The sequence below is a fragment of the Allomuricauda sp. XS_ASV26 genome, from assembly GCF_041224615.1.
Classification (GTDB): domain Bacteria; phylum Bacteroidota; class Bacteroidia; order Flavobacteriales; family Flavobacteriaceae; genus Flagellimonas; species Flagellimonas alginolytica.
In genome coordinates, this window is sequence record NZ_JBGFGK010000028.1 from 78,827 (window position 1) to 103,146 (window position 24,320).

16 protein-coding genes and 1 tRNA gene are annotated in these 24,320 nt (G+C 41.0%); 12 read left to right on the plus strand and 5 right to left on the minus strand.

Going from position 1 to position 24,320, the window contains the following annotated elements; translation table 11 throughout:
• The 4 genes from AB9K32_RS03490 to AB9K32_RS03505 all read right to left on the minus strand — a co-directional run bounded on the left by AB9K32_RS03490 (window position 1) and on the right by AB9K32_RS03505 (window position 4,298).
• Window positions 1-867, minus strand: a complete 867-nt coding sequence (locus AB9K32_RS03490) for an SDR family oxidoreductase (RefSeq protein WP_369884359.1) — start codon at window positions 865-867, stop codon at window positions 1-3.
• 24 nt (window positions 868-891) lie between these two features.
• Window positions 892-1,971, minus strand: coding sequence for a serine hydrolase domain-containing protein (locus AB9K32_RS03495; protein ID WP_369884360.1), 1,080 nt, complete (start codon window positions 1,969-1,971; stop codon window positions 892-894).
• A gap of 97 nt (window positions 1,972-2,068) precedes the next feature.
• Window positions 2,069-3,847, minus strand: coding sequence for a tetratricopeptide repeat protein (locus AB9K32_RS03500; protein WP_369884361.1), 1,779 nt, complete (start codon window positions 3,845-3,847; stop codon window positions 2,069-2,071).
• An 82-nt stretch (window positions 3,848-3,929) separates the two neighbouring features.
• A complete protein-coding gene (locus AB9K32_RS03505) occupies window positions 3,930-4,298 on the minus strand; it encodes a DUF2200 domain-containing protein (RefSeq protein WP_224837124.1) in 369 nt (122 codons plus the stop codon).
• A gap of 233 nt (window positions 4,299-4,531) precedes the next feature.
• Between AB9K32_RS03505 and AB9K32_RS03510 the strand changes: the two genes are divergently transcribed.
• The 5 genes from AB9K32_RS03510 (at window position 4,532) to AB9K32_RS03530 (ending at window position 13,162) form a co-directional block, all read left to right on the plus strand.
• Window positions 4,532-5,983, plus strand: coding sequence for a calcineurin-like phosphoesterase C-terminal domain-containing protein (locus AB9K32_RS03510; protein ID WP_369884362.1), 1,452 nt, complete (start codon window positions 4,532-4,534; stop codon window positions 5,981-5,983).
• A 147-nt stretch (window positions 5,984-6,130) separates the two neighbouring features.
• On the plus strand, window positions 6,131-7,066 hold the full coding sequence (locus tag AB9K32_RS03515) for a FecR family protein (protein WP_369884363.1): 936 nt from the start codon (window positions 6,131-6,133) through the stop codon (window positions 7,064-7,066).
• 145 nt (window positions 7,067-7,211) lie between these two features.
• On the plus strand, window positions 7,212-10,694 hold the full coding sequence (locus AB9K32_RS03520; protein ID WP_369884364.1) for a TonB-dependent receptor: 3,483 nt from the start codon (window positions 7,212-7,214) through the stop codon (window positions 10,692-10,694).
• A 14-nt stretch (window positions 10,695-10,708) separates the two neighbouring features.
• On the plus strand, window positions 10,709-12,454 hold the full coding sequence (locus AB9K32_RS03525) for a RagB/SusD family nutrient uptake outer membrane protein (protein WP_369884365.1): 1,746 nt from the start codon (window positions 10,709-10,711) through the stop codon (window positions 12,452-12,454).
• 147 nt (window positions 12,455-12,601) lie between these two features.
• Entirely contained in the window at window positions 12,602-13,162 is a 561-nt protein-coding gene (locus AB9K32_RS03530) for an RNA polymerase sigma-70 factor (protein ID WP_224837129.1), read from the plus strand.
• Between the two features lie 125 nt (window positions 13,163-13,287).
• Here the strand turns inward: AB9K32_RS03530 and AB9K32_RS03535 are convergent, their stop codons facing one another.
• Window positions 13,288-15,018 carry an alpha/beta hydrolase-fold protein gene (locus AB9K32_RS03535; RefSeq protein ID WP_369884366.1) on the minus strand — a complete coding sequence of 577 codons (1,731 nt, stop codon included), beginning with the start codon at window positions 15,016-15,018 and terminating at the stop codon, window positions 13,288-13,290.
• A 177-nt stretch (window positions 15,019-15,195) separates the two neighbouring features.
• On the opposite strand from AB9K32_RS03535, the gene AB9K32_RS03540 reads away from it, so the two are divergent.
• From AB9K32_RS03540 to AB9K32_RS03570, 7 genes are all read left to right on the plus strand, one after another.
• Window positions 15,196-16,059 carry a sugar phosphate isomerase/epimerase family protein gene (locus AB9K32_RS03540; protein WP_369884367.1) on the plus strand — a complete coding sequence of 288 codons (864 nt, stop codon included), beginning with the start codon at window positions 15,196-15,198 and terminating at the stop codon, window positions 16,057-16,059.
• Window positions 16,060-16,163: 104 nt separating this feature from the next.
• Window positions 16,164-16,237 (plus strand) — tRNA-Arg (locus AB9K32_RS03545).
• Between the two features lie 231 nt (window positions 16,238-16,468).
• Window positions 16,469-17,740, plus strand: coding sequence for a site-specific integrase (locus tag AB9K32_RS03550; protein WP_369884368.1), 1,272 nt, complete (start codon window positions 16,469-16,471; stop codon window positions 17,738-17,740).
• 392 nt (window positions 17,741-18,132) lie between these two features.
• Window positions 18,133-18,699 (plus strand): BfmA/BtgA family mobilization protein, encoded by a 567-nt coding sequence (locus AB9K32_RS03555; RefSeq protein ID WP_369884369.1) that lies wholly within the window; start codon window positions 18,133-18,135, stop codon window positions 18,697-18,699.
• A 172-nt stretch (window positions 18,700-18,871) separates the two neighbouring features.
• Window positions 18,872-19,258 (plus strand): hypothetical protein, encoded by a 387-nt coding sequence (locus AB9K32_RS03560; RefSeq protein ID WP_369884370.1) that lies wholly within the window; start codon window positions 18,872-18,874, stop codon window positions 19,256-19,258.
• A 91-nt stretch (window positions 19,259-19,349) separates the two neighbouring features.
• Window positions 19,350-23,090 (plus strand): efflux RND transporter permease subunit, encoded by a 3,741-nt coding sequence (locus AB9K32_RS03565; protein ID WP_369884371.1) that lies wholly within the window; start codon window positions 19,350-19,352, stop codon window positions 23,088-23,090.
• A complete protein-coding gene (locus tag AB9K32_RS03570) occupies window positions 23,087-24,307 on the plus strand; it encodes a TolC family protein (RefSeq protein ID WP_369884372.1) in 1,221 nt (406 codons plus the stop codon). The genes AB9K32_RS03565 and AB9K32_RS03570 overlap by 4 nt, the downstream gene beginning before the upstream one ends.
• Window positions 24,308-24,320 lie beyond the last annotated feature (13 nt).

The window sequence follows — 24,320 nt, forward strand, 5'->3', positions numbered from 1 at the left end:
TTAATCTTTCAGGGTTTTGGCCACTTCAATGTAATGCTCCTTTAAGCGATGTTCTCCATAAGTTGGTGCAATATGGTCCTCTGCCATCAAGGTCAAAAAGAACTCGAACGGACCATAGGTTTTTACACTGGTAAAGGTTCTAAGGAACCAGATGGTAAGTTTTCTCGACCAATCGGGTAAATGAACGATTTTTACAGGTTTGTCCAATGCGGTCAGGGCCAGTTCTCCTATTGCATTCAGGCTAAGCACATCGGGTCCTCCAAGGGTCAATTCTTTAGGTTGTTCCTCCAATGAATTTACAATGGTCCTCGCCAAATCTTCACCATGTATTGGGTTGAATTTTTGATTGCCAGACCCGAACACGTACACCCGACCAGATTTGGCCATGTGTAAAAAATCTTCCATATCCGAGAAAAATCCATTTGGTCTCACTATTGTATAGACCAGTCCGGAAGATTTTAGGGCATCGACAAACTTTTCCTTGGCCTCGAAAATTTTTAGGTCTCTATATTTGTCCCCATCGATTGCAGAAACATAAACAAAGTGGTTTACACGGGCCTTTTTGGCTTCTTCCAACAAATTCATATTGGCCTTATAATCTACATCCATATAGGTCAGGCCGTCTTTTTGCCGGGTAATGCCAACGGTTGATATTATCGTGTCAATACCTTTACAAATGTCCCGCAAGGATTCCGGTTTGGTAATCTCGGCTTGTTTAAGCTCTAAATAATTTTCATCGGTGATTTTTAGTTTATCAGGGTTACGGACAATGGCTACTACCTGATTTTCTTTTGCAATCAATTCTTTTAATAAGTAAGTCCCTAAATACCCTGTGGCGCCCGCCAATAATACGTTGGTATGTTTCATTGTCAATATATGTAGAGGGTTATATTAATCGAACTCGTTCGTCAATAATTGTTGGATAATGGTATTGCGTTGCGCTCCCGTATCATCTTGCTGGTTGCTTAATAGTACAATGGTAGCATCATATTTTGGTATAAAACCGATCATGCTCCAGTACCCATTGATATCCCCACCGTGCCAATACATGCTGGTATTGCCCTCTTGGGTCGTAAACCAACCAAGGCCAAAATCCACATAACCACTCGTTACATCATGGGCAAATATTTCGGCTTTTTCAGCTTCGGTAAACCAATTTGTTCTTACGGCATTGGTCCAAGTTTCCATATTTCTTGGTGTACTGCTAAAATCACCTGCACCAAATGCAATGGTCATAGGATATGTGCTATTGATGTTGCCGTTATTGTACCCTTGGGCATGGATGTCGGTATCAATTTCGTCAGACCCTTTGTAGGTGTCTTCCATTTCCAAAGGAAGCAAAATGTTTTGTTGAATATACTCGTGGTAAGATATCTGTGATAATTCTTGAATCAACATGGCGGCAATCAAAAAGTTCGAGTTTGAATATTCCTTTCCCTCGCCCGGTACAAAATTGAGTCCGTTTTCATCGATCATTTCGATAATGACTCCGTAAATATCTTCTTCATCCAAAGTTTCGCCTTGTTCGTAGGCATCTTCAATTATTAATTGATAATCAGGAATACCCGATTGGTGCGATAATAAATGGGCAAGGGTAATTTGGTCACCGTTTGGAAATTCAATATCGAACTCATCCAGGGTTTGATCAAAACCAGAGATGAGACCATCACGTTTTAACTGAACAACCGCAGCGGCCGTCAATGTTTTGCTTACCGAACCAATTCGGTAGGCCAGATCGTAATCTTGTGGCAATGCAGTATTTTCATTGGCCAACCCAAAACCCTGCCGTACCAAATCATTACCATTTTTTGTGATAATGGCATAGCCTTTAAAGTCGCTCTCGGTTAATAAATTTTCAACGGTGGTGTAATCAACTGTAGGTGTGCTATTGTCGTCATCTTTTGAGCAAGATGTAAAAAGCATGACCGTGCTAATTGCCAATGGGACTAAGAATTTGTGTAATGTTGTCATAACTGTTCGTTTTTAGATTATTGATTTTAGGGCAAAGATTCACCGGATCGATATGCCAATCGTTCTAAATTATAATCTGAAACGAAGTAGGGAGAGTTTAGGACAGACTGGCTTTCATCCAAGCCCTAGGAGTCATGCCTTCCATTTTTTTAAAGTAGGTATTGAATACGCTTTTGGAATTAAAACCACTGTCGTAGGCCAATCCAAGTATGGTAAGATGTGAATTTTTAGGGTCTTGCGCTATGGTTTTAAAATGGTTTAAGCGGTAGGAGTTAACAAAATCGTTATAATTAGTATGAAACGCCTGGTTGATCAGAAATGACATTTTATTGGTGTTCAATCCTAAAAACTCGGCAACAAACTTTAAACTTAATTGTTGATTTAAGTATGGTTCCTCTTCCTTAAAATAGGTAAGAAGCTTTTCTTTTAAACTTTTTATTTGAGCATCACTCAAAATTGTTGAGGTCGATTTTTCTTCTTCTTCCTCCGTTTGGGGTTTGATATCTGAAAAGGATAGGTTGGAACGGTGCAGTTCGTCAAATCCCTTTGTTTTGTGCAATGGCTGCAAAAACGGTTCCTGTCTGTAGTTTATAATTTGACCACGCCTCTGATCGATCATTTCTGCTAATCGAGAAAAAGCAAGTTCTTTGTGGTGCGAATTACTTAAAATAAACACATCGTACGGGACCAGCATAGTTTCTTTGTCGTCTCGTTGTGACCATTTTTCAATTATTTTGGCGGGAACTTCCATTTGTTCTCCATTGATAAGCTCGAACAATAGTTTTTTTTCCGCTAACAAAGATGTGTTGTGAATAAACTCTAGAAAGTGCTGTCTTTTGTTTAGCCATATCAAACAAAAGCATTTTAAATGATGTGCCAACTCCAGTTCAGGATTAAGTATCAGTGCATAATTGACGGCTTCCAATGCCTTTTCCCACTGGTTTTTGTAATAATAGATATGAGCTAAGGTATAATGATTGTTCGCTGAAAGCGGATCTACCTCTAAAAGTTTGTTCGCATAGTTTAGGGCCTCCTCAAAAAAACCGAGTGCCATGAACAACTCTGCCATGGCTTCCAAACCATCTATATGATTGGGATTAATTTCCAGAACCTTGTTGATGTGGATAAAAGCATTTTTAAAATCCCATTCTTCCCAAAAAAATTTACCAACATAAGATAATGGATATTCGGGTAGAGAGGGGTCTAGCTCCTTGGCTATTAATAGGTTGTTTATGGCCAATTCAATACCTTTTTCATAAGGTATATAGCCCCACATTGCCATTAGGCCATAGCATTGCAAATTTGCGTAGTAAGCCTTGGCATAATTTTTATCCACAGCAATTGCCTGATCATAATAGGATATAGCCTCTTTAATGCTCTGCGGTGTCCATTGCAACTGCAAGGAACGTCCTTTTAAAAACAATTGGTAGGCGTTTATATCGGTAGTAGGCTTCTCGACTAAATGCTCTTGGATTTCAAAATGTCCGGAATTGTTTCGGACTTCTTCGGCAATGGCCAAACTTATTTCATCTTCCAGATCAAAAATATCGATCAACTCCCTATCAAACCTTTTGGACCAATAGTGGGTTCCATCTTCAACATCGATCAATTGTGCTGTAATCCTGACCCTGTCCTGTGATTTTTTAATACTGCCCTCCAGAATTGTATTCACGCCCAATTGACTCCCGATATCTCGAACATCCACATCTTTTCCCTTGAACGCAAAAGAAGAAGTTCGGGCGATTACCTTGAGCTGGTCTACCTTTGTCAGTGCATTTATAATTTCTTCAGTGATTCCGTCACAGAAATACTCATTGTCCTTGTCATTACTCATATTGACAAAGGGCAATACGGCTATGGATTTTGTATTGGTCATTGGCTGAATGGTTTTCAAATCTACAAAATCCGTGAATGAACGTTGATGTTTTTTTAGAGATTTAATTTGTACCGATAAAGACTTAAACTACTTTACGTAAGATTTTTTCCATTTTACGGCCCTTTGCCAGTTCATCTACCAATTTATCCAAATATCGTACTTGCCTGGTTAAAGGAAACTCTATTTCTTCTATTCGATATCCACATATAACTCCTTTGATCAATCCAGCATTTGGATGCAATTTTGCCTCTTTAAAAAAAATTTCGAAGGTGGTTTTATCATCTATTAATTTCTGTAATTTTTCTTCATTGAATCCTGTTAACCATTCAATTACCGTAATTAGCTCATCCTTGGTCCTGCCTTTTTTTTCTACCTTGGATAGGTAATGCGGGTAGACCGAGGCAAATGTCATATTTGCAATACGCTCATTTTGTTTTTCTGTGACTTTCATTTTTCATTGATTTTGGGTTTATCTTCTCTTAAAGAGTTGAATGTGAAATCCGGTATATTTTGGATTTTATCTGTAAAGTAGTCAAGAATTTGCGAGCATGCAAAGGGTCTTGCTCCAATCCCAAGGTTAAATAAAAATTAACAATTGCTATTATTGGCACTTTTATGGAGTTGGAATTACGTGTTCTTCCTTAAAATTTTGACTCATTACTAGTAACCTAAAAACAACAAATCATGGAAAACCGTAGATCATTTGTAAAAAAGCTTGGATGGACAGCAGGAGCCGTTTCGTTATTGGGATTGTACCCTGCTTTTGGATGGAGTCCGATTATTGAACGTAAAAATCCGATCCGCATAAAAGGCAGGGTGGCAACTAACGGGAAAGGCATTGGAAATGTGGTCGTGTCGGACGGAAATACTACAGGTTTGACCAATAAGAACGGGTATTTTGAGTTTTTGAGCACAACCCATCAACCATTTGTGTTTTTAAGTATGCCCGCGGGTTACGAAATAGATCAGTTGGGCAATGGATCGGCTTCCTATTTTTTTCCAATTGATCCTGCAAACCATAAAATGGAGGTCTTGTTCCAGCTTAAACCACTTGGGCAGAGTGATGATAAACATAGTCTGCTACTTTTGGCGGACCCCCAGATCCAGAACGAGTATGAGGCCGCACAACTTTTGGAAATATCCACTCCAGATATAGTGGATACCATTAAAAGCCTAAATGATCCCAATACAATTGGTGTAGGGTGCGGGGATTTGGTGTTCGATAGGTTAGATCTTTTCAAGGATTACAATAATGCCGTTATGCAGATGGGGGTTCCATTTTTTCAAGTCGTTGGAAATCATGACATGGATTTAGGTGTCCGGAGCGATGAACTATCAACAAGTACCTTTAACAAGCTTTTTGGGCCAACCTACTATTCGTTTAACCGCGGGGAGATCCACTACGTAATTTTGGATGATGTTTTCTTTACAGGTAATAATAAGGAGTACATAGGGTATATAACGGAAAACCAGTTGATTTGGTTGGAACAGGACCTTGGCCATATAGAAAAGGGCAGTACGGTAGTCGTGTGTACACATATACCCGTTGCCTCTGGAGTAAAGAACAAAGAACACTTGTACGAACTTTTGGCACCTTTTAAGGTACATATACTTTCTGGGCATACCCATCGAAATACCAATTATCCCGATTCAAATCGATTTGAACATGTGCATGGGGCCGTGTGCGGTGCTTGGTGGAGCGGACCTATTTGCAGTGATGGAACACCCAACGGATATGGAGTATATCAAATGCGCGGAAGCGAGGTAACTTGGAAATACAAATCGGTAGGCGAATCGATGGATCATCAATTCAGGTTTTATAAAAGAGGGAGTCATCCCGAGTTCCCAAACTCCTGTGCCCTAAATATATGGAACTGGAACCCTGACTGGAAGATTTGCTGGTACGAAAACGGAGATCGCAAATCCCATATCCATAAAGTTGATGCTACCGACCCAATGAGCATAGAATTGCACCTTGGTAAGCTCTTGCCAGAAAGAAGACCATGGGTAGAACCAGCAAAAAGTGATCATATGTTCTTTTTTGAACCTGGCGAAAACCTGGATAAGATCACAATTGAGGTAACGGACAACTTCGGTAATACTTATATCCAAACCATAAAAAGCGAGGATATGTAAAGGACCGACAGCTTAAAATGTTAGTTCATTGTTAAGCAAATAAACCCGGTATGAAATAATCGTTAACAACCACACAGAACGACCTTTCACCATACGTGTAAAGGTCTTTTTTTTTGACTTTCCCCAAAAGACCGAAAAACAAATATGATGGATCATCAGAAGCGGTTTCATGAGCTAGTCGATAAGCATTTGAACGGTGACCTTAGTACAGGCGAAAAAAATGAGCTTGAATCACACTACCGCCATTACGAAAGAAGGTTGCTAACCCCTAGAAAGAAACAAGAGGTGAGAAGGACCATTTTTCAGCAGCTATTGGTTCATCTTGGAAAAGTTGAAAACACTAGCGGACGAAAAAGAACGAACTTAAATTTTGTTCGAATTGCCGCATCATTGGCGTTGATCATTGCGTTGGGAGCCACTTTGTTGAACGAGTTTAAGTTTGATCGCGCTGAGGTCATCACTATAGCTACCGGATTTGGTGAAAGAAAAGAGGTGGTTTTGCCAGATAGTTCCACAGTTACCTTAAATGCCGGGAGCAGTATTTCTTATCCAAGCTTTTTTGATACCGACATAAGACAGGTTACCCTAAAAGGAGAGGCATTTTTTCAAATAGAACACAATCCGGATCAACCTTTCCTAGTTTCTGCAGCTGGTCTAACAACAAAAGTACTGGGAACTACATTCAATATAAATGCCTATGACACAAGCGAAAAAATTAAGGTGAGCCTTAAAACAGGGTCTGTACAAGTTGATGGTAAGGACGGAACATTGGCAATTTTAAAACCCGATGAACAATTGTTGTACCATAACAAGACCGGAATATATAGTGTCTTGACCCAAAAAACGGATAATGATACTTCTTGGATGAAGAATATTTTGAAATTGAACGATCATTCATTGCAAGAAGCGCAGAAGATAGTGGAGCGCTGGTTCAATGTGGAACTTCAGATCGAGTCAAATGGAGAAGTAACACAACAGACGATAACAGGTAAGTTTATAGACCCAAAACTAGATGAGACACTCCATAGTTTGGAATTGCTTACTGGAACAAAAATCACCTATAAAAAGCAAAACCATAAATAAACCATTGTGCCAATGAACTAAAGCCAAAATTTAAAAAAGCCTCTCCTGCGCCAACAGAAAAGGCTCGATAAAAACTACATATTCACCAAATACATAGTATGAAATAATGAAACCAAAATTACTATATTTTTTCAACAGAAACATTATGAAAGTGTTCATGATTTTATGGACATTCCATTTTTTTGCCATGCCCGTACAAGCCGGACCGGCAAGTTTTAACACCATTAGTTTAAAACAAGATCGGATAAGTCTAATGGATATTTTTGATCGTATCGAAGAGCAGGCTACGGTAAGTTTTATTTACAATAGCGAAGTAAAGAACATCGATCAGCAAATCAATGTCGATTTTAAGAACAGGCCCCTTACCGATGTAATGGACCATTTGGCCAAGGTTTACGGACTTGGTTATCAGATCCAGAAAAGCAACATTACTGTATTTGTACTCCCAAAAAAAGAGGCCAGATCATTACAAAGAACAATTCGTGGAACCGTAAAGGATGACAATGGACAACCATTGATGGGAGCCAATGTAAAAGTGCTTGGAACGGACAAGGGCATAATCACGGACTTCGATGGAAATTTTGAGATAAGTGCAGCTAGCGGTGAAGTTCTCGAGTTTTCTTACATAGGAATGGAAACCCAGACCTACACCATATTGGCTGGGGTGGATAATGTGTCCATAACGATGGCTGCCAACAATCAGGAACTCGATGAGGTAGTGGTCATCGGATATGGAGAGAAGACCTTGGAATCGCTCAGTGCGGCCGTAAGCAAGGTAGATGTGTCGGCATTGGCCGAACGTCCTTTGAGCAATGCTGCAGTTGCCTTGCAGGGAGTAACCCCGGGACTCACCATTACACGGTCGAACGGACGCCCAACAGATACCCCAAATATTAATATTAGAGGCTTTACGTCCATAAACGGGGGAGAGCCTTTGATCATAATAGATGGTGTAGAAGGGGATATAAACGATATCAATCCAAACGATATAGAGAACATCAGTGTTTTGAAGGACGCGGGTGCAGCAGCTATTTACGGGGCCCGTGCTTCTTTTGGTGTTGTTCTTATCACTACAAAACAAGCAAAACAGGGCGATCTTACCGTTAGTCTGGAAACGACTACTGCATTTAGCCAAGTAACCACCAATACAGACTTTGTAACGGACCCGTATGAGGCCATTCAAATTGCCGATGGGTTTTTCCAGGCCAATAGCGGTGCATCCTATTCCGGATATACCGAAAGTGATCTTGCCGCACTTCAGGAAGTATCGGCCAATCCTTCATTGGCACGTGTGATCACGGATACAAGAAACGGAAGGGAGCAATATGTGCACTATGCCAAAGCAAATTGGTGGAATACTTTTTTTAGAAAAAGCAGGCCTTCGCAAATTTATAATGCATCCATAAGTGGAGGTACAGAGAAGTTGAAAGGATATTTCTCTTATCGAAACTATCGAGAGACCGGTATCCTGAAAGTCCAAAAAGATGAATTCAAAAAGGAAAATTATAGGGCAAAAGTCGATTTTAAACTGAATGATTGGATCACTTTAACGGATAACATGCAATATAACCGGTTCAATGATCTGCAGCATGGCGGATACAGAGGTGGATGGCATGGCAATTACTGGAACTACCTAGTGTACAACCATGCAATGCCCTGGTACGCCCCGACGAATCCGGACGGCACCTATTTTTATAGAAGCGAATTGAACAATTATGCCGCCGGAGATGGGTTGTACGCCTCTTTGTTATATGGTCGGGCCAAGCAAGAGACAGAGGATTCGGAATTCTCCAATATCATCACCGCTACGTTGACACCTTTCAATGGCTTTACCCTTAAGGCAAGTTATGCCTATAGGAAAATGAACCAGAACATATATCAGCGTTCCACTATGGTTCCATGGAGTATTTATGTCGGTGAGGTTGAGAATATGGGAGTAGATCAATTAACGGAGTACAATACTACATCCGATTATGATGCCTTTAATATCTATGCCAATTATAAGAATCGATTTGGAAAGCACCAAGTAGATATAATGGCAGGATTTGGTCAGGAATCCATGTACAGCAAAACAATACAGGCAAGTACTCAGGGTTTAATATCCGACGAACTAAATTCTCTTGGATTGGGAACCACTGCGGACAATGCCACGGGCAGTGCCTTTGAATGGGCGTTGCAGGGAGTATATACAAGGTTATCCTATGATTATGATAGTAAGTACTTTTTAGAACTGAACGGAAGGTACGATGGTACTTCCAGATTCCCCTCTGATTTTAGATGGGGCTTTTTTCCATCGGTATCCGCAGCTTGGGCCATACATAACGAAAGTTTTATGCAAGGCCTCAACCCTACCGTTAGTCAATTAAAATTAAGAGCTTCCTATGGTTCCTTGGGAAATCAAGAAGTTGACCCTTATGCCTACCAACCTGTATTGAGCCGATCTGCTAACCAAGCATTCTCCTTAAATGGAAGTCCTTTGGAGTATATTTCGTCTCCATCTCTAAATCCGGTAGAGATAACTTGGGAAGAAGTCAGAACCTTGGATTTTGGACTTGATTTGGGATTGTTCAAAAATAAGGTAACCGCCAATTTCGACTGGTTTAAAAGGGAAACCTTGGGAATGTTGACAGCGGGGCAAGTACTCCCTGCAACATTGGGGGCAGCTGCTCCACAGGAAAATGCAGCGGATTTGGAGACAAAAGGGTTCGAACTTTCTGTTGCATACTCCGATAGCTTTGTAGTCGGAGGATCACCATTGCAATTTAGTTTTAGCGCAGGTCTTTCCAATTCGGAAACTACGATCACCAGATTTGATAATCCGGAAAACCTGTTAAATTCATTTTATGAAGGCATGAAGATCGGAGACTTGTGGGGATATGAAATTGAGGGACTTTTCCAGTCCGAGGAAGAAATTGCCGCCCATGTGGACCAATCCTATGTTAGCCCAAGGATAACCCCAAGGGGAGGGCTACAGCCCGGAGACGTAAAATATACCGATCTAAATGGTGATGGTGTGGTCAATGCAGGTACCAATACCCTTGATGATCCAGGGGATCAAAAAATTGTGGGCAATGTGGCTCCGCAATATCTGTACAACTTTAAGATAGCCTCCAGTTGGAAAGGTTTTGACATTTCCGCATTTTTTCAAGGGGTTGGCAAACAAGATTGGTACCCTGGTTATAATTCGCAATTATTCTGGGGTCCCTATAGTCGCCCATATGCATCTTTTGTGCGTAAGGACCTGGCCAATAATATATGGTCGGCAGATAACCCTGACGCCTACTATCCAAGAGGATTTGGTTATATAGCACTAAGTACACGGAACTCACTCCGAAATACCAACGATCGCTATCTACAGGATATATCGTACCTAAGGTTAAAGAACCTTACCGTTGGATATAATCTACCACAATCCGTATTGAACAGATTACCGGTTAAAAAGGTAAGGCTATATCTAAGTGGGGAGAACATTTTGACTTTTACCAAATTGACCGACTATATAGATCCGGAGATTGCCAGTAATCAAGTTAACTTGAATGCTCCTTCTGGCTCTTATACCTACGATTCAAGAGGTCAGGAAGCACCTATGTCCAAAACCTATTCATTGGGCCTATCCATTCAATTTTAAATCAAAAAATGACGATGAAACGATTATATATTACATTGTTAAGTTTAAGCAGTCTGTTTTTTATCAACTGTAGTGATGATTATTTGGACAAAAATCCAATTTCAGATGTAAGCGAAGAAAGCTTCTTTCTTACGGCTTCCGACCTAGAGTTGTACACCAATGGTTTCTATTTAATGTTACCCAACAGCACCGCTAGAAACGAGATTTTTACTTACGACAGCCAGTGTGGTGACATTGTTCACAACACCTTGAGCGATCTAATGATCGGGGCGCGAATCGTACCTGCTACCGGTGGAGGCTGGAACTGGGGCAATTTACGCAACATCAACTATTTCTTGGAAAACTATGAGCGGTGTGAGGATGAAGCGGCCAAGAACAGATTTGGAGGAGTTGCCAGGTTTTTTAGGGCCTATTATTATTTTGGAATGGTCGTAAACTTTGGCGACGTGCCATGGTACGATACCACTATGGAGGCCGACGACGAAGGACTTTACAAGGCCAGGGATAGCAGACAATTTGTAGTTGACAAGATCCTTGAAGATTTGGATTGGGCCATAAACAACATGGGTGATGAACAATATGCTTACGAAGTGAGTAAATTTACGGCCCTCGCCTTAAAATCCAGAGTAGCCTTATTTGAAGGAACTTTCGAAAAATACCACGGTATATCCGGATATGAGAAATATCTGGAAGCGGCCGCTGATGCATCGGAAGAGTTGATGGACACCGGTGTTTATTCACTCTATAGTACCGGAAACCCAAATTTAGATTATGCGGATTTGTTCAGAGCTGAAACAGCGCAAACAACAGAGGTGATTTTGGCACGGGAATATACGGAACCCCTTACCAACGGGCACCGTGCCAATTATTATACCTTGACAGGGTCACAAGGAAGACCGGGAATGCCAAAAAGTGCGGTAAATTCATATTTAAATTCGGACGGTTCCCGTTTTACCGATCAAGCCGATTTTAATGCCGTTTCCTTTGCCGATGAAACAGTAGATCGCGACCCAAGGTTGGCACAGACCATTCGAACCCCCGGATATAGTAGGGTGGGTGAGGGTACGGCCTTGCCTCCGGACCTGTCATTTTCAATAACAGGGTATCATATTACCAAGTTTGTGACCAGTTCCAATTCCGATGGTATCAATCAAAATACCAATGATCTGCCCGTATTTCGTTTTGCAGAGGTACTACTAAACTTTGCCGAAGCAAAAGCGGAATTAGGGACCATTACACAAGATGATGTGGACCGTTCGATCGGACTACTAAGAAATCGTGTAGGTATGCCCGGTCTGTCCATGGATGATTCCAATGCTGACCCTGATGATTACCAAGCAATGATCTATCCCAACGTTAGCGGTGCCAATCAAGGATTGTTATTGGAAATTAGACGGGAGCGCCGAATAGAACTTTATATGGAAGGACATCGTTGGAACGATATTAGACGGTGGAAGATAGGCCAATCCATAACATTGCCACTGCGCGGAATTTATTTGCCGGGGGCAGGGGAGTACGATTTGGACGGCAATGGTTCCATCGATACTGTAATCTACGAAGGTGATGCACCTGCCGATCAAATTGCAGGCGCAAAATATTTTAAGTTGGGCGCAGATATTCATTTAAGTGCGGATAACTTAATAGATCCACTACCAGAATTCAACACCAGAAGTTTTAATGAAGACAGGGATTATCTTTTACCTATTCCGATACAGGAACTGCAATTGAACCCGAATCTAACGCAAAACCCAAATTGGTAGTTTAGTAATGATAAAGCTCCAGGACGGCTATGTCTTGTCCTGGAGTTTTTTTGATAACAATAGCATAATCTACAACTACAAATTTATTCACGATCAGGCGATAAATTTGATTGCGAAGCTCAATACATAACCAAGCTGCCCCAGCTGATGGAAAACCAAAAACTGCTCATAAATGCACTCCAGAATCGCCAAGAAAAAGCACTGGAAAAGATTTTTAACAGCTATTGGAAAAGACTATATCTTTATGCACATAGTTTTGTGGATGACCATCAAGTGGCCCAAGATCTTGTACAGGAAATATTTATAAGTCTTTGGGAAAAAACCGAAACGGTCAAGATTGAACAAATCGAGGCCTATCTTTTCAGAGGTGTCAAATATAGAGCCATTAACTACGTAAAATTGGAAAAGAGGAAAGTTTTTTCCGAACAAGTTTTGGAAGCTCGGCCTGCTGTAGATGGGGTAAAAGAACATATGGATTACTTGGAATCCGAAGAACTCTTTCTAACAACGATGGGGAAACTCCCCAACAAGTGCCGTAGAGTTTTTTATTTAAGTCGTGTTCAAGGGTACAATAACAAGGAAATTGCCTTGGAAATGGATATTTCTATCAGAACCGTTGAGACCCACATAAGTAATGCATTAAGGCTCTTTAAACTTCACTTTAAAAACTGTTTGTCACTCATTGTTTTATTTCTTGGCCAATATTGAGGTTTGTTCAATTTTTTGGACAAGTAATATGCTATCTTGTATTTATTGACCATTTGATAAACCATAAAGCATCAATTACTTTAAATATTATGCATTAGCATTGCTCTTGGATGGGTAAAAGTTCTTTACGGGTACCTCCAACTGCTCAAATCGGCGCCTTGCGGAGCACTTTCTGCAATCCGTTTCATAATTTTTGGTACATACATGGAGTTGTATCGTAAACGGCTAATGGCGTTGGGCTCATTGGGGTCGCCGTTCCAACAATGCTCAGCGCGGTCTCCATACAGCACTTCGCCATCATAAAAGGGCTCTGTGGTGTTCTCAAGAAAATCTTCCATGAGATAGACGGCGTTGTTTAAATAGTAATTGTCCATATCGCCGCAATAAATATGTATTTTGCCTTTAAGCTTAGGGCCCAGTTTTTCCCAATCGCGTTCCAGTATGTGTCTTAGATCATAGTTTTCTTTCCAATACTCGGCAACTTCGTGGTCAATATCCCCGGTCATTTTATCCCAGATCCTTACCGGATAACCATCTTCCCCTTGAGGGGAATAGGTAGCTTCCCAAATATCCCATTGTTGCCCAGATCGGGATTTGTCGCCAAGCACCAGTTCCAAATGATTGCCTTGTTTTAAGGTGGATTGAATGTCGCCCAGATAATCCCTATGGGAAGGTACCTCCAGTTGTTTATGTGCCGAATCGTAGTAATACGCATTGTCATCCTCATAAATATTGGTGAGGCAATACGCTCTAAAATCTATGGGGTCGGGACAGGCAGCAAAACAACCGTTGTATTCATCCGGGTATTTTACTTGAACCGCGAGAGCCTCCCAACCACCAGTGGAACCTCCGTACAAAAATCGTGACCAACCTTCTCCCATACCCCTGAACTCTTTTTCGATATATGGTATGAGTTCATAGGTAATGGCATCGCCATAGGGGCCTTGACTGGCTGAATTTACCGCGTAGGAGTCATCATAATAGGGGGTGGGGTGTTGAATTTCAATGATCAAGAAGCGGGGAAAGTCTGGCTCGTTCCATCTTTTGTAAAAATCATAGGCTTCTTGTTGCTGTATAATATTGTAGCCTTCCAAATCAAACCTTGCAGAATATTCGGGTTCTAAATTGGGGTCGGGCGGGGTGGTCCTAAATCCGCCAAAATCCTTTGGAAAATGTCCATGGAAAACCATTAACGGATATTTGGCCTCTGGGTGTTCATTAAAACCTTTGGGCAAAAGTACATGTGCACCCAGATACATATCCCTCCCGTAGAATTCCGATAATTTTTCGGATTTTATTTTGATATGTTTTATCCAATCAGTGTCTTCCGGCTCGGGAATCGGGGGGATTTCCTGATCCATTACGATGGAAATATTTTCGATACCGTTTTCTCTAACCGTAATTTTAAAAGGTTTACTATACAGGTTTCCGGGAGAGGTATTCCAATGTTGGCCCTCCCCATTGTCCATGGGCAGTTTTACCGTATGCCCTGTACTTAAATTGAAAGTTTCATACACGTGCAATAGTGCCTGCACATTGTATTCTCCAGGTGGGACATCGGATAAACTTGGGTAGGGGTACCCAAATATGGATTCATCAAAAGTGAAGGTTTCATCGGGTTTCATACCCTCTACGTTCATCCCAAAAATGAGTTGTGTGTTTAACCCATCATTAATTTGAAAACGTGGTTCCTTGCTATCGTCCGTTGAAAGCATTAGAAGTAAGCGGCCATCTTTGCTTAGCTCACTTGCCGCTTGGTCAAAAGATACTTGAGTTTTGTGGTTTGTTTTATTGTTCTGTACGCAGGAAAATAAAAGCAAGGTTGCACTACAGGCAAAAAAAAGTTTTTTGGTCATCTTAGTTGGCTTTGGATGAATAAGATAACCCATTCTTTTCAGATACAAAAAGGTATTTATCTTATTCTGGTCAGCAGGAAGGTATTCGTCAAGCATAAAATCACAATATCTTTTAAAAAAATTATGTGTATTGCCCTATATTGTATAAGAATATTAATAAACAAACTGAATATTGTTATGGTACACAAGAATCGAATCATACTGCTCATAATTGCGATTGTTCTATCTGCAGCGCCAAGTTATGCACAAGATAATTTTGGTGGATTGGCCCTTTATACGGTTAGGGACGATATGGGGGAAGATGCTAAAGCAACATTACAGAAAGTGGCTGATGCCGGATATGCCTATATTGAAGCTGCAGGTTACGACCATGGGAAATTTTACGGTATGGAACCTCAAGCATTTAAAACCTACTTAGACCGTGTTGGTTTAACGTCTGTAAGCACGCACATGGGAGGAGTGACTATGGAAAATGCGGACCAACAGATTGCGGATGCCAAGGCGGCAGGTTTTACGTATTTTACCATTCCTGTTCCGCCAATGGGCATGTTTACCTTTGACCGTGAAAGCATGACCATGGGAATGGATGGACCTGTTGAGGATCTCGCCACTATTTTGACCACCCTTGGTAAGAAGTGTGAGGAGGTCGGCTTAAAATTATTGTACCACAACCACGATTTTGAGTATAAGGAGAATGAAGATGGGGTTGTACCTATCGACTATCTTTTGGAGAATACCGACCCCGACTATGTAAACTTTCAGATGGATTTATATTGGGTAACCCGGGCAGGGGCCGATCCGGTCGCTTATTTTGAAAAGTACCCGGGTAGATTCAAACTATGGCATGTGAAGGATATGGACAAAGAGGGTAAATTTGCCCCAGTTGGCGAAGGAACCATCGATTTTAGTAGAATTTTGAAGAAAAAAAATGCTTCGGGTATGGAAAACTACTTTGTTGAACAAGATATGACTTGGGACAAAAAGCCTTTGGAAGTGATAAAAATAAGCCATAAAGGACTGAAAAAGATAGGGTTTCAATAAAGGAGACCTGGATTGATCAAGCTGATTGGGCAGAAAAAAACCAAGAAATTAAAAAAATATTTTTTACAATCGGTTACATTAGTATCTTTGCACCCGCAAACTTAGGTCGCGTAGCTCAGCTGGATAGAGCATCTGCCTTCTAAGCAGACGGTCGAAGGTTCGAATCCTTCCGCGATCACTTCAAGAGTTCAAATAAAAGCAAAGCCTTGCATATCTTATTGATTTGCAAGGCTTTAATTTTTTAGGAGCCCCATTTGAATTGGTTTGAAATGGTATGTTTTGGTTTGTAATTCGGTTAGTAAAATATTTTCTTTAAAGTGTTAACCGAATAAGAATGTAATTAACTATATTACAACCACTTAGTATTTGACTTTCGTAGGTGATTTTCGTTCAATTTAAAACAAAACCTATGAGAACCCGGTCTACATTTTCAATCAGTTTCTGGATAAGCACTTCCCGGAGGAGTGACAACACCGCTAAGATTTATGCCCGTATAACCGTTGATTCGCAAAGGGCAAACATGAGTTTAAAGTATACTATCCCAAAAGAGATATGGGACAGTAAGGGGTCGAAGGTTCTGGGGCGAACAAAAGAAGCTCAAGAAATCAATACTTATCTGATGGAAGTTGAAACAGAACTATTCCAATGCTATCGTGAAATTCGATCTAGAACGCCCCATATAACTCCACAGATGGTCAAGGCTCACTATTTTGGAGAAGATGTGAGTGAATTTACTTTAAAGAATTTGTTCGACTATCACAATACGCACAATGCACATATTCTTTGCAGGGCTACTCTTAGTCATTACAAGACCTGTCAAAAGTACTTATTAAGGTATATCAAAAAGCAATACACATGTGATGATTACAGATTATCACAACTCAATCATCAATTTATTGTTGGGTTTGAAACATATTTACGAAAACTGCATCCCATTAACCATCATGCAAACCTTTCAAACAATGGCGCTATGAAGCATATTCAACGCCTACGTAAAATGATTAGGATAGCCGTTGATAATGAATGGATAGATAAAGATCCATTTCAAAAGTTCAAGGTCAGGATGGAAAGAAAGGAAAGAGAGTTTTTGACTTTATCGGAGCTTGAAAAAATTCAAGATTATTTTACAGGGATTGAACGGTTACGAATTGTGAAAGACTTATTTGTTTTTAGTTGCTATACGGGCATTTCTTATTGCGATATCATGGACTTGTCCGAAGATAACCTAGTATTGGGGATAGATAAAAAGTATTGGATAAGTACAAAAAGGATGAAGACCAAAAATAGCTTTAAGCTTCCATTGGTAGGTCCGGCATTGTCCATTATTAAACGATATCAATATCATCCTAAACGGGATTCTGAAAAACTGTTCCCCAGAATATCCAATCAAAAATTAAACAGTTATTTAAAGGAAATTGCTGATGCATGTGACATTACAAAAAATGTAACCTTCCATGTTGCCAGACATACTTTCGCCACAACTATTACTCTAAGTAATGGGGTTCCAATAGAAACTGTTTCCAAAATTTTAGGTCATACAAAATTGGCCACAACCCAAGTTTATGCTCGTGTGTTGGATAAAAAAATCAGTGAAGATATGAGTGGCTTGGAATCAATTTTAGAAACTAAGTTTTCTGAGTCAAGTCCCGAAGGCGAGAAGTTGAGGAATTCTGACTCTTAAGTTGTTGTGATTGGTCGGTTAATTAACTATCCAAAGTTATATAAGATTTTTTGTCCCAATCTTACCTCCAACTTTTGCACTTGGTTCCTATCGGGTTTTTGAAGTGTTCGGGAAGAGAAGCGTAAAGCAAAAACCGGATAGGGTGCAACCTACAATGTGCTTTGGTAAAAGTTTTCTTCATAGCGTTGCCTTGGCGACACTAAATGGAAAAGCAAGAGGATAGCGCGCTAAAGCGGCACTATTTATTCATTTTCCTTCGGAAAAGCCCTGTTTAAAGGGATTTTGGAAAGTATTGATTATAGGAACTATAGTGATAATTGTTGCAAAAATGCTGGGATTTCCTGTAAACATTGTACAGCATTGTAACAATTGCACACTTAAAACAAGTTAATATGGATGATTTTAAAGCGGTAAGGATAAAGAAAAGAACGCTTTCCAGATTTAAGAGTTTTTCTAAAAAAGTTGGCAAAAGCTATTCCCATACCTTGGATATGGTCATGGACTTTTTCGAGTGGCATGGGTTTTTGCCGTCTGAAAGGTTTGAAAAGAGCATTGGTCAAGAGATCATTAAAAATAGGAAACGGACCGATGCGGTCATTGCCATAATCAGGGACATTGAAAAGAACCAAACCCTACCTACCATTGGAATGATGCAGGCCTTGTTCAATCAGGAATTGGACAATGAAGAGGAAGGGGATGACTTCCTTGAGGACATGATTGAGAAGAATCCTCCAAAGCCATATCCAAAGTTTGAAGGTGAGGTAATGGTCCCTAGGATCAAATATGAGCATTTAGAGGAAAAAGCTGCCTCACTTCAAACAGATCTAAAGGATATCCTTGGAAAGGTAAAAGTGGTCAAGGGCAGTTTTGGGAAGAGTTATCTGAAGCTTGAAATCACGGAAGGAAGGTTGGAACGATATAAACTTGAAGCCAATAGACCTTTGGATTCCCTTTATTGATATGAAGTAAGTGGCAATCAATAGAAAAAGATGCCTCGCTCAGTAGTATTAGTTAAGGGTAAGGTTTGGGACGCTTGCAGCACTCCGCCATGCTTCGTTTGCCCTTACTTGAAGTCCATAAACGTGATTAAATAAAACAATAAATGCTAATATTTTGTAGTTTTGTAGTCGAATGAAACAGTTTTTTCATCAAATAGTATCCTCATTTATGGCTCTTTTGGTCTTGGCCTCAACGGTTTCATGGACCGTGGACAAGCATATTTGCATGGGCCGGGTAATGGATATTTCCTTTTTCGCACATGCCGACGATTGTGGTATGGACATGGATATGGAAAAATCCTGTTGTGATGATGAATCTTTCACCGTTCAAGGTCAGGACGATTTAAAAATCTCTTTTGAGAAATTTGATTTGGACCAGCAAGTCTTCTTAGTAAGCTTTGTTCAAACGTATTTTCAACTTTTTAAAACTGATTCTGAAGAACCTCATGCTTTCAATGAGTACAACCCGCCCCCATTGATACGGGATGTGCAGGTTCTTGACCAGACTTTCCGTATTTGATTTAAGATGGATTGAATGTACCCGACCTAACTGGTTGGGCTAGCGCGTTTACACATGTTTTTTGTCAATCTAATGTTTAAATCAAACCCTTATGCTGAACAAAAGCATCAAATTTTTAATAGATAACAAGTTGGTAGCCATGCTGTTCCTGCTATTTTTTATGGTATGGGGCATTGTAAGCACGCCTTTTAATTGGGATACGGGTGGTATTTTGCCAAGTAATCCAGTAGGTGTGGATGCCATTCCTGATATTGGAGAAAATCAACAGATTGTTTTTACCAAATGGCCCGGACGTTCCCCACAGGATATTGAAGATCAGATTACCTATCCATTAACCACTTCTTTGCTGGGCATTCCGGGGGTTAGGACCATCAGAAGTTCTTCCATGTTCGGGTTTTCCAGTATTTATATCATTTTCGAAGAGGATGTGGAATTCTACTGGAGTCGAAGTCGAATCTTGGAAAAACTCAATTCCTTACCCAACAACCTATTACCAGATGGTGTAAATCCTGCCTTGGGACCGGATGCAACTGCTTTGGGACAGATTTTCTGGTATACGTTGGAAGGTCGGGATAAAGACGGAAATGTGACTGGTGGATGGGATTTGCAGGAGTTGCGTAGTGTACAGGATTACTATGTAAAATATGCCCTATCCTCGGCATCAGGCGTATCTGAAGTGGCCTCCATAGGTGGATTTGTGCAGGAATACCAAGTAGATGTGGATCCTGAACTCATGAAGCAGTACAGCGTGGGATTGGACCAAGTGGTAAAAGCGGTAAAGCAGAGCAATCGGGATATTGGGGCACAAACCCTTGAAATCAACAAAGCTGAGTATTTGGTGCGTGGTTTAGGATACATCAAATCTTTGGACGATATCAAAAATGCTGTAGTTGCATCAACCGATTACACCTCCATCAGAATAAAAGACGTGGCCCATGTGTCTTTGGGTCCGGCTGTCCGTCGTGGAATTTTGGACAAGGAAGGAGCCGAAGTGGTCGGTGGAGTGGTTGTGGCGAGATATGGTGCCAATCCGTTGGAAGTCATCAATAATGTAAAGGAAAAAATAAAGGAGTTGAGTGCTGGGCTTCCATCCAAACAATTAAAAGATGGAACCACTTCGCAATTGACCATCGTTCCCTTTTATGATAGAACGGAACTCATCCAAGAAACTTTAGGAACCTTAAATGAGGCGTTGACCCTGGAAATTCTCATCACCATTTTGGTGATTGTGGTCATGGTGTTCAATCTTAGAGCCTCTATTCTTATTTCGGGGCTGTTGCCAGTTGCCGTACTCATGGTGTTCATCTCCATGAAACTATTTGGTGTGGATGCCAACATCGTGGCACTTTCAGGTATCGCCATTGCCATTGGAACCATGGTCGATGTCGGGGTAATCCTCTCCGAGAACATCATCCGACACATGGATGAAAATGACCAAAATTTGTCCATTAATGAGGTAGTGTATAATGCCACCGCTGAGGTTTCGGGCGCAATTTTAACTGCAGTGTTGACCACCATCATTAGTTTTATACCTGTGTTCACGATGGTAGGCGCTGAAGGAAAATTGTTCCGACCACTTGCTTTTACAAAAACCATGGCATTGACGGCATCCATTATTGTGGCACTGTTCCTCATTCCACCATTTGCGGCCATCATATTTAAAAAGAAAAATAGAACGCCCATTTTCGCCTATGTTTGGAATGGTATTTTGATTGCCCTAGGATTGGTGGCCGTTGGTTTTGGCCATTGGTTGGGCTTGGGCTTGATTGCTTTTGGCGTTTCCGAAATCTTAAAAGTACGCCAAACGCTAGACGGAAAACAAGTCAGTATGCTCAATGTGGGTATCTGCGTGGGCACCATTGCCTTTCTATTGGCTACCTATTGGAGGCCGCTTGGTTTTGACCGTAGCATTGCCATCAACCTAATTTTTGTAGGATTGATTTGTGGTTTTTTATTGGGAGGGTTTTATCTGTTCAGACAATACTATAGCCGCATTTTAACCTGGGCGTTGGAACATAAATTGATGTTTCTTTCCATTCCTACCATAATTGTAGTCTTCGGATTCATGATCATGCGGAACACAGGGCAGGAATTTATGCCATCGCTCAATGAAGGTTCATTTCTGCTGATGCCGACTTCCTTGCCGCATGCTGGAGTGGAGGAGAACAAAAGGGTGGTGCAACAATTGGATATGGCCGTGGCCACCATCCCTGAAATTCAAACTGTAGTGGGTAAGGCTGGAAGAACGGAATCCGCTTTGGACCCAGCGCCACTCTCCATGTACGAGAATATCATTCAATACCGTTCAGAATATCAAAAAAATGAAGCAGGGAGTCCACAGCGATTCAAGGTGAATGATGATGGTTATTTTGAGTTGAGCAATGGAAAAGTGCTGGCCAATCCAAATTTGGAAGTAACCAATGAACAAAATTATAAGGACAGCCATGTAAGCGAACCTTTGCGCATCGATAGAAATCTTTTGATTCCGGATGGTGATGGGGAGTATTTCCGAAACTGGCGTCCCGAAATCGAAAGTCCAGATGACATCTGGAACGAAATCGTGAAGGTCACCAAACTGCCCGGAGTCACTTCAGCACCTAAACTGCAGCCTATAGAAACCCGACTGGTAATGCTTCAAACAGGGATGCGAGCACCGATGGGAATTAAGGTGAAAGGTCAGGATTTAAAGGAAATCGAAAACTTTGGCCTACAATTGGAACCTATTTTAAAAGAAGCAGCTGGGGTCAAGGATGAAGCGGTTTTTGCAGACCGAATAGTGGGCAAACCCTATCTCCTAATCGATATAGACCGTGAAAAATTGGTCCGTTACGGATTGGTCATTGAAGATGTACAGCAAGTATTGGAAGTAACGATTGGAGGTATGTCGCTGAGCCAAACCGTGGAGGGCAGGGAACGTTATGGAATCCGAGTGCGCTATCCAAGAGAGCTTCGGGAAAACCCATCCGATTTGGAAAACATTTATGTTCCTGTACAAAAAGGAAACCCTATTCCGTTGAGCGAGTTGGTGACTATTCGCTATGAACAAGGTCCGCAGGCCATTAAAAGCGAAGATACTTTTTTGGTGGGCTATGTACTTTTTGATAAGCTTGATGGCTATGCGGAAGTGGATGTGGTGGAAAATGCCCAAGCCAAGATTCAGGAAAAAATAGACAGTGGGGAATTGGTGGTGCCCGAAGGTATCAGCTACCGATTTACAGGTACGTATGAGAACCAGTTGCGGGCCAAGAAAACCTTATCCGTTGTGGTTCCACTGGCGCTTTTGATCATCTTCTTGATTCTGTATTTTCAGTTTAGGTCAGTGGCCACATCCTTGATGGTATTTTCTGGTATTTTGGTGGCTTTTGCGGGAGGCTTTTTAATGATTTGGTTCTATGGTCAGGATTGGTTTCTCAACTATAGTTTTATGGGAGAAAACCTCCGCGACCTTTTCCAAATGCACACCATTAACTTAAGTGTGGCGGTGTGGGTTGGGTTTATTGCCCTATTCGGAATTGCCACGGATGATGGGGTGGTGATGGCTACCTATCTCACCCAAACTTTTGACAAGAACAAACCGGACAACTTGAAACAAATCCGTGCTTCTGTGTTGGAAGCAGGTGAAAAACGAATCCGTCCCTGTTTAATGACAACGGCGACCACCATTTTGGCGCTATTGCCCGTGCTTACCAGTACCGGAAGGGGGAGCGACATTATGATTCCGATGGCCATTCCAAGTTTTGGAGGCATGCTCATCGCTTTGATCACGCTTTTTGTAGTGCCCGTCTTGTACAGTTGGAAAAGTGAGTTACAACTTAAACTGAAAAACCGATGAAAAAGAGTCTTTTATATATAGTTTTTGCACTCACATCTTTTGGAGTAAAAGCCCAATCGTTGGAGTTTTATTTACAAGAAGCTGAGCAAAACAGTCCCATGATTCAGGCTTTGGAGCTGCGGTACAATATTGCGAAAGAAAAGGTGAGGGAAATGAACACCTTGCCAAACACAACGGTTGCTTTGGGATATTTTGTGAGTGAACCAGAGACCAGAACGGGAGCGCAACGCGCAAGATTTTCGGTTTCGCAGATGTTGCCATGGTTTGGCACTATCACGGCCCGGGAAAACTATGCCAGTTCCATGGCGGAGACGGAGTATACCGAAATTGTCATTGCCAAACGAAAATTGGCATTGTCATTGGCACAATCCTACTACAATTTATACGGGATTCAGGCGAAACAAAAAGTACTTCAGGAAACTATTGAACTGCTCAAAACCTATGAAACCTTGGCATTAACTTCGGTTGAGGTGGGAAGAGCTTCGGCGGTGGATATTTTGAAACTTCAAATTCGCCAAAATGAATTGCAACAGCAGAAGAAGGTATTAGAACAATCCTATATCGCAGAGCAGGCTGTTTTCAACAATTTGTTGAATCGAGATGAAAGTATCGCTGTGGAGGTTGTGGAGGAAATGGACATTCCAGAGGATGACCCTATGCTTAATAAATACAATTTAAGTTTAAATCCGGAATTGCTCAAATACGACCAGTTGTACGAATCGGTTACACAATCCGAACTGCTCAACCAAAAAGAGAACGCGCCAAGCTTTGGGATTGGGCTGGACTATATTCCGGTTTCGGAACGCACCGATATGATGATGAGCGATAATGGAAAGGATATTGTAATGCCCATGGTCACGTTTGCCATTCCCGTTTTCAACAACAGGTTTAAATCAGTCACCAAGCAGAACGAGCTTCGTCAAAAAGAGATTGAATTTCAAAAACAAGAGCGATTGAATGTTTTGGAGAATGCTTATGCCAATGCCATTTCGCAACGGAATCAAGCACGTATTGCCCATCAAACTCAAGCAAAGAACCTAAATCAGGCAAAGGATGCTGAAGAAATTCTGATTAAGAACTATGAGACTGGAACCATCGACTTCAACGATGTGTTGGATATTCAAGAATTACAATTAAAGTTTCAAACGAATCAAATACAATCAGTGCAGCTGTATTATTTACAATCTGCCATCATCAATTATTTAATTAACAAGTAAATTTAATTTTATC

Excerpts from the sequence above, each read along its gene's own strand:
- AB9K32_RS03515 (WP_369884363.1), top strand. The coding sequence starts at position 6,131 with ATGGATCATCAGAAGCGGTTTCATGAGCTAGTCGATAAGCATTTGAAC.
- AB9K32_RS03570 (WP_369884372.1), top strand. The coding sequence starts at position 23,087 with ATGAAAAAGAGTCTTTTATATATAGTTTTTGCACTCACATCTTTTGGA.
- AB9K32_RS03505 (WP_224837124.1), bottom strand. The coding sequence starts at position 4,298 with ATGAAAGTCACAGAAAAACAAAATGAGCGTATTGCAAATATGACATTT.
- AB9K32_RS03565 (WP_369884371.1), top strand. The coding sequence starts at position 19,350 with ATGCTGAACAAAAGCATCAAATTTTTAATAGATAACAAGTTGGTAGCC.
- AB9K32_RS03500 (WP_369884361.1), bottom strand. The coding sequence starts at position 3,847 with ATGACCAATACAAAATCCATAGCCGTATTGCCCTTTGTCAATATGAGT.
- AB9K32_RS03555 (WP_369884369.1), top strand. The coding sequence starts at position 18,133 with ATGGATGATTTTAAAGCGGTAAGGATAAAGAAAAGAACGCTTTCCAGA.
- AB9K32_RS03495 (WP_369884360.1), bottom strand. The coding sequence starts at position 1,971 with ATGACAACATTACACAAATTCTTAGTCCCATTGGCAATTAGCACGGTC.
- AB9K32_RS03490 (WP_369884359.1), bottom strand. The coding sequence starts at position 867 with ATGAAACATACCAACGTATTATTGGCGGGCGCCACAGGGTATTTAGGG.
- AB9K32_RS03520 (WP_369884364.1), top strand. The coding sequence starts at position 7,212 with ATGAAAGTGTTCATGATTTTATGGACATTCCATTTTTTTGCCATGCCC.
- AB9K32_RS03550 (WP_369884368.1), top strand. The coding sequence starts at position 16,469 with ATGAGAACCCGGTCTACATTTTCAATCAGTTTCTGGATAAGCACTTCC.
- AB9K32_RS03510 (WP_369884362.1), top strand. The coding sequence starts at position 4,532 with ATGGAAAACCGTAGATCATTTGTAAAAAAGCTTGGATGGACAGCAGGA.
- AB9K32_RS03525 (WP_369884365.1), top strand. The coding sequence starts at position 10,709 with ATGAAACGATTATATATTACATTGTTAAGTTTAAGCAGTCTGTTTTTT.
- AB9K32_RS03540 (WP_369884367.1), top strand. The coding sequence starts at position 15,196 with ATGGTACACAAGAATCGAATCATACTGCTCATAATTGCGATTGTTCTA.
- AB9K32_RS03560 (WP_369884370.1), top strand. The coding sequence starts at position 18,872 with ATGAAACAGTTTTTTCATCAAATAGTATCCTCATTTATGGCTCTTTTG.
- AB9K32_RS03535 (WP_369884366.1), bottom strand. The coding sequence starts at position 15,018 with ATGACCAAAAAACTTTTTTTTGCCTGTAGTGCAACCTTGCTTTTATTT.
- AB9K32_RS03530 (WP_224837129.1), top strand. The coding sequence starts at position 12,602 with ATGGAAAACCAAAAACTGCTCATAAATGCACTCCAGAATCGCCAAGAA.